At 44.7% G+C, this 10,010-nt stretch carries 8 protein-coding genes; 5 read left to right on the plus strand and 3 right to left on the minus strand.

The genetic code is table 11. The annotated features are described in order from the left end of the window. The first annotated feature begins 70 nt into the window (after positions 1 to 70). Positions 71 to 775 (plus strand): carboxy-S-adenosyl-L-methionine synthase CmoA, encoded by a 705-nt coding sequence (gene cmoA / locus Q0274_RS06460; protein ID WP_298028414.1) that lies wholly within the window; start codon positions 71 to 73, stop codon positions 773 to 775. 257 nt (positions 776 to 1,032) lie between these two features. Here cmoA and Q0274_RS06465 read toward each other — a convergent pair whose 3' ends face one another. Together Q0274_RS06465 and rpsO are read right to left on the minus strand one after the other, a co-directional pair. Further along, positions 1,033 to 1,752 carry a hypothetical protein gene (locus Q0274_RS06465; protein ID WP_298028409.1) on the minus strand — a complete coding sequence of 240 codons (720 nt, stop codon included), beginning with the start codon at positions 1,750 to 1,752 and terminating at the stop codon, positions 1,033 to 1,035. A gap of 534 nt (positions 1,753 to 2,286) precedes the next feature. Then, positions 2,287 to 2,559, minus strand: coding sequence for a 30S ribosomal protein S15 (gene rpsO, locus Q0274_RS06470; RefSeq protein ID WP_005871877.1), 273 nt, complete (start codon positions 2,557 to 2,559; stop codon positions 2,287 to 2,289). Positions 2,560 to 2,663: 104 nt separating this feature from the next. Here rpsO and Q0274_RS06475 point away from each other — a divergent pair, with 104 nt between their 5' ends. The 4 genes from Q0274_RS06475 (at position 2,664) to Q0274_RS06490 (ending at position 6,625) form a co-directional block, all read left to right on the plus strand. Next, positions 2,664 to 3,077 (plus strand): Rrf2 family transcriptional regulator, encoded by a 414-nt coding sequence (locus tag Q0274_RS06475; RefSeq protein WP_177387765.1) that lies wholly within the window; start codon positions 2,664 to 2,666, stop codon positions 3,075 to 3,077. After that, entirely contained in the window at positions 3,074 to 4,126 is a 1,053-nt protein-coding gene (locus Q0274_RS06480; protein ID WP_298028410.1) for a 3'-to-5' oligoribonuclease B, read from the plus strand. The genes Q0274_RS06475 and Q0274_RS06480 overlap by 4 nt, the downstream gene beginning before the upstream one ends. Continuing rightward, entirely contained in the window at positions 4,116 to 4,358 is a 243-nt protein-coding gene (locus Q0274_RS06485; RefSeq protein ID WP_298028411.1) for a hypothetical protein, read from the plus strand. Before Q0274_RS06480 ends, Q0274_RS06485 begins: the two co-directional genes overlap by 11 nt. 1,073 nt (positions 4,359 to 5,431) lie before the next feature. Next, positions 5,432 to 6,625 (plus strand): TRAP transporter substrate-binding protein, encoded by a 1,194-nt coding sequence (locus Q0274_RS06490; protein WP_298028412.1) that lies wholly within the window; start codon positions 5,432 to 5,434, stop codon positions 6,623 to 6,625. Positions 6,626 to 7,573: 948 nt separating this feature from the next. Here Q0274_RS06490 and Q0274_RS06495 read toward each other — a convergent pair. After that, positions 7,574 to 9,841, minus strand: coding sequence for a molybdopterin-dependent oxidoreductase (locus Q0274_RS06495; protein ID WP_298028413.1), 2,268 nt, complete (start codon positions 9,839 to 9,841; stop codon positions 7,574 to 7,576). Positions 9,842 to 10,010 lie beyond the last annotated feature (169 nt).

Genomic DNA, 10,010 nt, shown 5'->3' on the forward strand with positions numbered 1-10,010 from the left:
TTCTGCGTTTAGCATGCGTAGGAAGTATAAATCGAGTGCTGCGCGAATAGCGAAACTAAAAAGGAAACAGATGAAAGACGAAATTTTTAAAGAGCCTATCAAAAAGCAGTTTGAGTTTGACGCCAGCGTCGCGTCGGTTTTTGACGATATGATCGGGCGCAGCGTGCCGTTTTATGAGGCTAGCACGCGGCTTAGCAGCGAGCTTTTGGCGCGGATACTGCCGCAAAAGGCCCGCGTGATCGATCTTGGCTGCTCGACTGCGACCGCGCTGCTGTCGCTGTTTGCGCTGCGCCCCGATCTGCGGCTGTGCGGCATTGACAGCTCGGAGGCGATGATACAAAACGCCCGCGCCAAGGCGGCGGCATTCGGCGCTAAGCTCGAGCTTAGCGTATCGGACGTGCTGGATGCGAGTCTCGCGGACTGCGACGCCGTGATCCTAAACTACACCTTGCAGTTTATCAGACCGCCGCGCCGAGCCGCGCTCGTGAGCAAAATTTACGACGGATTGCGCGAGGGCGGGGTTTTTATCTTTAGCGAAAAGATCGTCTACGAAGAGCCTGCGCTCGCGCGCCGTATGATCGAAATTTACGAGGATTACAAGCGCGCGCAGGGCTACTCGCGCTACGAGATCGCGCAAAAACGCGAGGCGCTTGAAAACGTGCTCGTGCCCTACACTGAGGCAGAAAACCGCACCTTGGCGCTGAGCGCGGGCTTTAAGCGCGTCGAGAGTATCTTTAAATGGGCGAATTTTATGAGCTTTACGGCGTTTAAATAGGCTTTAAATTTATACAAAACAAGAAATTTGCAATTTGCATATTTTTGGATTTTTACAATTTTCATAGTAATAGAATTTTAAAATTGTATGTACTAGGATTTTAAAACAACCTTATACGCTGAAAATAAGGCGTGCGTATAGTTTCGAATCGCACGCCCGAAAGGATAAAATTTAGTTTTAGTATATTGACACTTTTTTCTAAGTAAATTTCAAACCGCACGAAAAATATAACTTCAAATGCGACTGAAATTTTAAAGCTAGTTCGTCTCTATTTGCTGCGCCTCTGAAGTTACTTCGATTTGTTCTTGAGGGCTTGCGTTTATGATCAGTCCTGTTTCTTCGTTGACTTTTTCACCTACAACGCGATTTTCAAAATCGTCTAAGAAGCGCTTTGTGTCATCTAAAATTCTTTCATATTCGCGTAATTTCTTGTTATAAACTAATAACTTATAAGTTTTAGATGTCAAAATACCGCCGCCTATCGCGCCTATTATAAACGACGCGATATAAGACCATTGAAAATAAAGTCCATTGCATATAAGACCTAATACTCCACCTGCAATGACGCCATAAACTACCAAGTCAGCGGCAAATTCAGGTTTAAGACTTTCGGTGTCAGCTAAGATTTGATTTTCGTTGCTTATATTTCTAGTTACATTTTTAGTAACGCCACAATCCATATAACCGCCGTTTCTTTCCGCATAACCAGCCATTTCATCGCCATCTACAATTGCGAAATTTTCACCTAAAGCTACCCTAAATAAATCCTTACCCAGTCCTTTAAGCTGAAAAGTCCATATATGCGTGTGCGTGGTGCTAGTTCTAGTAGTCGTATAAGCTGTCGTATTGGTATTAATTCTACCACCATAAACAATGTCACCACTACTTGAGCCATACACATTCGTATCGGTTTCACTACTCATATTCGTAAGCACCTCTTTTTTTGCGTTGATTGCGATGCCGTGAAAATAATCCATTAATAATCCTTGAATTAAAATAAGATTTATAAATAATACGCCCCACCCTATTAAAATTCGCTGAATTTTTATAAAGCGAAATTTTAAATAGATGCGGCGGCATTTTTCGCTTAAATTTTAAAAGCGATCTAGACAACCCGAGCAAAAATTTAGATCCGAACGGCAATAACAGCGGCAATTCAAGCGATAAGAATTCAGATAATTTAAATGGCGAAAATAAAACGATAGGCGTAATTTAAAATGTCAAAATTTTGCAAGCCACTAGCAAGAAGCAAGAAAGTTGCGGCAAAGCAAAAGCATTACATCGAGACAAAGGCGTTCGCCGAAGCGAGAAATGTTGCGTCAAGACAAGGCGTTGCGGACAAGCGAATGGCGAACGGATGAATTTTAAAACGTTAAAATTTGACGACACTGCATTTTAGAATTTCAAAACCGCAATCGCTGAAATTCCAGGCATAAAAAAGCGCCCGCCGTTTGGCGGACGCCGTGTATAATCGCGACGGACAAAATAAACGCCGCCGCGAACAAAGGAGCTTATTTATCTCTTAAATTTAACTCGCTAACGAGCTTGGAGTAAACTGCGTAGTCTTTGTTTTTAAGATATTTCATCATTCTTTTGCGCTGACCTACTAGCTTTAGCAGTCCTAAGCGAGATGAAAAATCTTTCGGATTTGCTTGCAAATGAGTGGTAAGAAGCGTGATCCTCTCGGTAAGAAGCGCGATTTGCACCTCTGCAGAGCCCGTATCCTTCTCTCTTCTAGCGAATTTCGCAACTATCTGTGCTTTTTGAGCCGTGTCTAAAGCCATGATGACCTCCTGATCGGTAAAATAGGAAGCGATTATACTTAATTAACCTAAATTTTTGCTTTCTTTGTGTAAAATGCATGCTTTGACACCAAAGGAGAAAATAAATGCTTTTTACAAAAGCAAGCGAATACGCCCTGCTTTCAATGATCTGCATCGCGGGCAAGGAGGAGTCGATGGATGTCGATTCGATCTCTAGCGAGCTTGGAATTTCACGCAGCTTTTTGGCTAAAATTTTACAAAATTTAGCTCGCGCGGGACTTCTAAATTCCTTCAAAGGCGCAAAAGGCGGCTTTGTGCTCGCGCGCAATGCGGACGAGATCACGCTAAGCGAGATCATCAAAAGCGCTGAAAGACGCAAGGCGACGGTATTTGACTGCACTGCCGAGGGGATCGACGCCTGCCCAAACGGTCGCACGCTATGCCGCGTCAATCTAATGTTCGGCGAACTTCAAGAGAAAGTCGATGAGTATATGGATACGATCACGCTAGCAGACATTATCGGCAAAGAGCGCAAATGAAAATATATCACCTCAGCCACACCGATCTAGACGGCTACGGCGCGCAGTTCGTCGCGGCGCACTACCTGACGGACGTGGAATTTTTCAATGCCAACTACGGCAAAGAGATAAACGAAAAATTTGATCTCATCCTCGCTCGTATCGACGAGCGGCTCGCCGTAAACGCAGGCGAGAAAAGCCTGGTTTTGATCACCGATCTAAATTTACTGCCCGCGCAGTGCGAGAAATTTAGCGGCGAACTAGCCCGTCGCAACGCCCGCGCGATCCTTCTGGATCATCATCAAAGCGGACTTGAGTGCGCGAAAAAATTCCCGTGGTATTTCCTGGACTCATCGCGCTGCGCCACGAAGATCACTTATGATTTTTTCAGCGCGATGTTCGGCGGCTCGCCGCGGCTGGATAAGCTCGTGCGCGTCGTAAACGCCGTGGATATCTGGCTTAAAGACGAGAGCGAGTTTGAGCTCGGCAAGGTCTGCCTCGGTATGGTCTCGGGCGCGAAAGAGATCAATAAGATCATGTTTGAGCGGGAAAGCAGGGATTATATCTTTTTCTTGCTAGAAAAAATTTTTAAATTTCAAGACGAGCCGAGCGCACACATCGCGCTAGATAGCGCACTGCACGGCATAAAGAAAGAATTTTTTAAAAGCGAGCGCGACGATACGCTAAGCAATCTCGTTTCGCATTTCGTAGTCGCCCGTCTAAGCGCGCAAAAGCAGCGCTTTGCGATCGACTACCTCGGTAAAAAGGGTATTTTGACCTACAATATCGGCAACGTAAGCGTCATCGGCAACGACTTTTTGACGCAAAACTCCGATGTCGATTTTTTCATCGATGTAACGAGCAAAAAAACGCTCAGCTTTCGCGCCGACGGCAAAATCGACGTTAGCGAAATGGCAAAGCTGCTCCTCGGCGGCGGCGGGCACGTAAACGCGAGCGGCGGGATGTTTGCAGGCTTTAAAGACGCGAGCTCGTACGAAACCGTAAAGGCGCAAATCGTGGATCTAATCGAGAAAAAAACTCAAATTTCAAAGGAAGAAGATGAAAAATAATGACGAAAAAATCGCCGAGCAGGACCTCATCTACGAGATCAACATCCTGCTTGACGCGATGCTGCTCTACGCGGGCGTGAGGCGCGAGCGGCTCGCTGATGCGGCGCAGCTGTATATCGAAAATATCGACACAGTGCTTGCGAACTCGGACGCTAGCGGCGCGGATGAGGTAATCGCCGTGGTTGAGTTTTTACGCAGCAAACACGCGGAGTTGTTTGAAAATAAGGGCTAAGCGCGAAATTTTAAGCGAAATTCTGCGAGCTAGAATTTTACTAAGCGCAAACTATGCGGAGTAAAATTTCATTTAGCGCAGAAATTTATAGAGCGAGAGATCCGCGAGATAAAATTTTGCGAAATAGAATTTCTAAAATGCGGAATGCAGAATTTTGCGGACTTAGGCTCAAAATTTTAAAATTTAGCAAGCAGGCTTTGCGAATAAAATTTTATGGCATAGCAGTTGCAGAATTTTGTTTTAAAATTTTATGCTGTCAAACAAGAGTAAAATTTCAAGGCTTAGAATTTACGCTAAGAAAATTCCGCGCAATAGCAAATTCGAAATTTTAAGTGCATTTTGCGGCACGGAATTTTGCAAAAAATTTTAGACAACGCGGGATGGCTCTGCGTAAAATTCTAATCTAGGCTTCGCGCGGAATTTGCATCAAAACTCCACGCGGAATTTTGCGCTCAACTAAGGCGCAAAATTTAAATATAAAGGCTAAACTTTTGCTTGCCTGTGATGCAAAGATTACCCAGATTGCGGAATTTTAAATTTAAAAGCACGATTCTGCCGTCTAAGATCAAAAAATGGCGTAGCGTCTAAGCTTGCCGATAATGACAAAGCTCGCTTTGAAAGGAAGGGAGAATTTTATCTGCAAAAGCGCGTAAATGGCACTTTAAGATACTTTTGTCATTTCTAAGAAAAAAAGATCCGCGCCAGAGGCTTTTAAGCAAGCGCGCTTGATAAAATATTATCGCTAGATATGACGCAGGTGCAAGTAAGTACGCCCGAACACATGACAAAATTAAAACGAACGCGGCACTCTATCATCGCAAAAGCCAGGCACCGTAAAATAAAAAGCTTGGGCAGGGCGCTAAGAAGTAAAATGTCGCGAAATAAGATATTTGCAGAGCAAGGCGCCGATAAGATGAAGCGTCGTAAAATAGAATAGAAAACAACGCGTGGATAAAAATAGGCACCGCGAATCAGAATTTCGTAGCAGTAACGCAGGACGCGATTAAATTTTAAGCAGATGTCGCGCTAAATTTTGAAATTTTATGAATTTAAAACTTTATGAAAGGATAGAAATGAAAAAGATTTTTTTGTTTGCATGTCTCATGCTTTTGGGCTCGCAGCTTTTCGGCGACGATAAGGTATATCGCCTAAGACTTGCTAGTACGTGGGAGGCGACTACGCCCGTTTTGGGCGCTGCTGCTGAGGATTTTAAAAACTATGCCGAAAGCCTTAGCGGTGGTAGGCTTCAGATCCGCATCGATACGCCGAGCAAGCACAAGGCAAGCTTTGGCGTATTCGACTTCGTCAAAAGCGGTCAATACGATCTAGGATATACTTCGCTTTATTATTATAAAGGCAAAGACGCCAAAACTATGCTCTGGACGGCGGTGCCTTTCGGTATGACTACTGATGAGCAACACGCGTGGTATTATTATGGTGGTGGGCGAGAGCTTAACGATAAGATGTTCGCACAATACGGTATGAAGACCTTTTTGATGGGATCTACCGGCATGCAAATGGGCGGCTGGTTTAAAAAAGAGATCAACTCGGTCGCAGATTTGCAAGGGCTTAAATTCCGCATACCAGGGCTAGGCGGAGAGGTGATGAGCAAGCTGGGTGCCACTATAAACACGGTGCCTACGGGCGAGCTATTTATGGCGTTAGAGATGGGTACGATCGACGCGGTCGAGTGGGTAAGCCCTGTCTATGATATGCCGCTTGGATTTCACAAAGTGGCTAAATACTACTACACAGGCTGGCAAGAGCCTATGGGAGACTGCCAGCTGCTGGTAAATCAAAAGGCGCTAGAGAAGCTGCCTGCGGATCTTCAAGCGATCTTAGAGGCTGCGGCAAGACTTGCTGGCGAGAACTTCCAAAATAAAGGCTTTTACGAAAACGCTCGCATTTGGGCGGAGCTAAAAGCGCAGTTTCCGGACGTGCAAGTGCGCGACTTCCCTGCGGACGTGATAGCCGCGCTTAAAAAAGCAACGAATGAAATCTTAGACGAGGAAGCGGCGAAAGATCCGATGTTTAAAGAGATCCTAGACAGCCAGCGCGCGTTTTTGAAAATCGGTAGAGAATGGAATAAAATAAGCACCGTAGCCTACATAAATAACGTAAGCGGCATCGCGGGCGAAAGCATAGCAAATCCAATCTCCGCAGGCTCTAGCGGTACGACAAACTCAGATTCTGCAAGCAGCGAAAATCGCGGCGCTGCAAGCGATTCTAATGCGACGGACGGCAAAAATTTAGGCGCGACAAAGTAAAGTGGGCGCTGCGAGCGTAAAAATTAAGGCGCGACAAATAGACCGGCACAATAAGTAGCTCAGGCGCGATAAGCGGCAGAAATTCTAACTACTTTTAAATAAAGTAGATGGAATTCTGCCGCAGCAGCTTTGGCACAATAACTTCAATATCAGAGCCCAGTTCATAAATCTGGTTCGCAAGCAGGCAGAAGCTTTGGCGCAATAACTTTAACATCGCAAGCAGCGCGATCTAGCGCAGCGAACGACTCTCATGTGAAATAGAACGCCAAAAACACGCGATGAAACAAAATTCTAAAAATTCCGAATTCCAAGCTCGACGGAATTCGGAATTTTAAATCTAAAATTTTAAAATCAAAATTTATGGATTTCAGACGAAGCGCGAAACTACTCCGGCTATGCCATAGACCGGCATTTGCGACCATTAAGATTAAAAGCCGTGTCTTGCGCTTTAAAAGCCTATGAGCCTTTTGCATTTATATATTAAAATCACAAAAATTGCATTTGCGTTATTAAAATTATGGCATTTCTTGGCAATATAGGCTAATTCGCATAAAATCAGCCTGCGCGCGTTAAAATTTAATCAATAATGTAATTTGGTAAGATTCGCCACGATAAAATAGTTTTATTATCATGCTTATCTTTAAAATTTATTCTATTATGCCGCTCTGATTAAGATTAAATTTATTAGGATTTGATAAATCACGAATGCCCGGTCTCTGCCGCCAGATCTATTAACGCAATAGCAGATAAATTTCACACCCTCTTATTGATAGCGTAACTACGCCACAAAAGCATATTAATACCGCGAAATTTATTGAATTCCTGAAATTTTTGATCTTTAAAATATCACAAGACGGCTAAATCGCCAAAATTTCATATTATTTGAATTTTGTTAAAAAGTAGATTCGGAAGCATAGCCCCCCCGAATCTACGGATAGGATTAAATTCTTAGAATTTAATCGGATGGTGGTGGAAGTCGTCGTAAACGACTTTATTGGTTTGAAATTTAATCCGCTTAAGCTCGCGGATACGCAAAAATTCCTCTTCGTCGATCTTTTTAATCTGAATCGCTGCCTTAAATGTAGGCGTTTTGGCGATTAGATCCCAGCCGCCGCTGGTTAGCTCGTTGCAGCAGCTCTCCCAGTAGTGATAAGACATCTGAATGATACCGTCCATTATACACTCGGTGATGTCGGCCTTGATCGCGATATAGCCGTAGCGGCTCCACGCGACGATGAAATCGCCCTGCGAAATTCCATATCGCTCGGCGAGTTTCGGATTCATTTCCGCAATCGGTCCTATCGCGTCGCCGCCCTGCTCGACGGTCTTAGAGCGCCTAGTCATCGCGCCTCCTGCGTACTCGTAAACCTTACGCGTAGTTAGAAGCTGGATAGGGAACTCTGCATCGGTCTTCTCGTCCACGGAGCCCGCCATTACAGGATAATCTTTCGGCATATTCATACGTTTTGCGAATTCCTCTTTGGCGCTTTCGATCTTGCTCTTATCATCCACGAATAGAACTGGGACGAAATTTCCTTTACCGTCCGGAGTAAAGAATTTCTTATCAAGATACAATGCAGGTCCGCCCATAGAATTCTCATCAGGGCACGGCCAGTGAAGTCCGTGGTATTTTTTGATACGATAATAGCTCATTCCGCCGTAGTTGTGCGGAGCTACCCTGCGCACCTCTTCCCAAATTTGCTCTGGAGATTGAAATGTGAAATAATCCCCTAGTCCTAAGCGTCTGGCAAGCTCGCAGATGATAGCCCAGTCTTGTCTAGCTTGTCCCGGAGGGGCAACCACAATTTCGCTATGCTGTACGCGGCGCTCGGCGTTAGCATAAGTACCCTCCTTCTCGCCGCTGCAAGCTCCAGGAAGCACAACATCTGCTTTGCGGCTCGTCTCGGTTAAGAAAATATCTTGGATCACATACATCTCTACCTGCGAAATCGCGCGCAAGAAGTGGTTTGCGTTCGGATCGGTCATAACCGGGTTTTCGCCCATCGTCCAGAAGAATTTTACCCTACCATCAAGAATTGCGTCAGGCACTTCGGTTTTATGAATACCGATCTTGCCATTTAGATGACCTTTCGGCAAATTCCACTGGCGCTCAAACCAATCACGGGCACTTTCGTCGGTTACGGCTTTATAGCCGGTAAATACGTTAGGAAGCATTCCCATATCGCAGCAGCCTTGAACGTTTTCTTGTCCGCGGATCGGTAGATCGCCGCTTCCAAGCTCGCCTACGTTGCCCGTTACGAGCATTAAATTTGAAATATCACAAACCGCGCCTACGCCGTGGTTGAAGTGAGTTACACCCATTCCGTGCGTGATGACCGCAGGTCGCGTAGTAGCGTAAATTCTAGCTGCTTTTCTAATATCTTCAGCGTTTAACCTAGTGTATTTGGCTACGGCCTCAGGCGAATAATCTTTAACCGCCTCTTTTACATATTCAAAACCCTTGGTGTATTTCTCAACGAATTCGTGATTTACCAGGTCCTCGTCGATAATAGCATGGATTAAAGCGTTTATAACCGGGATATTGTGCTCCGGCTCAAGCTGGAGGTGGATATCTGCGCGATTTGCAAATTCCGTCTTAACCGGGTCAATTACGATGAGTTTAGCGCCTCTATTTAGCGCTCTTTGAACGTGCATAGCTACGATCGGGTGGCCATTTTCTGGGTTTGAGCCGATCATCATAATGCAGTTGCTGTGAGTTCCGATCTCAGTAAAGCTATTTGTAGCCGCTCCGTTACCGATTGTTTTGGCAAGACCTGCCACAGTCGGAGCGTGTCAAATACGCGCGCAGTGATCGATATTATTCGTGCCTAAAATTCTAAGTAGCTTCTGCGCTACGTAGTTATCCTCGTGCGTACAGCGTGCGGAATAGTTTCCGGCTATCGCGTCGGCACCGTATTTTTCTTTAACCTCGAGCATCTTTTTAGCAACCAAATCAAGCGCTTCGTCCCAGCTAGCCTCGACCAAATCGCCGTCTTTACTAAATTTGCCATTCTTTTTACGAATTAGCGGAGTAGTAAGCCTATCTCTAGAGCCTACGTAATTCCATCCGTAATAACCTTTTAAACATAAACAACCTTGATTTACGGGGTTGTCGCTTACGCCGGTTGCGGATTTGATATAATTGTCTTCCGCAGTCAGCTCAATTTGACAGCCTGTGCCACAATAAGGGCATATGACCTTGCCTTTATTCGCCATATTTTCTCCTTTCGAAAATACTAAACATGCAAAATTACCATATATGCAATTTCGGCACAATTATATAAATTCTTACCTAAAATAAAATTGAAATTTTGCCTTAAGCAAAAAGAATTTTTCCAATTATAATTAGGAGTAAGTTAGGGTAATTTCAGTAGTAATTTAAATT

Origin of the sequence: uncultured Campylobacter sp., assembly GCF_937973075.1 — a bacterium.
Taxonomy (GTDB): Bacteria; Campylobacterota; Campylobacteria; order Campylobacterales; family Campylobacteraceae; genus Campylobacter_B.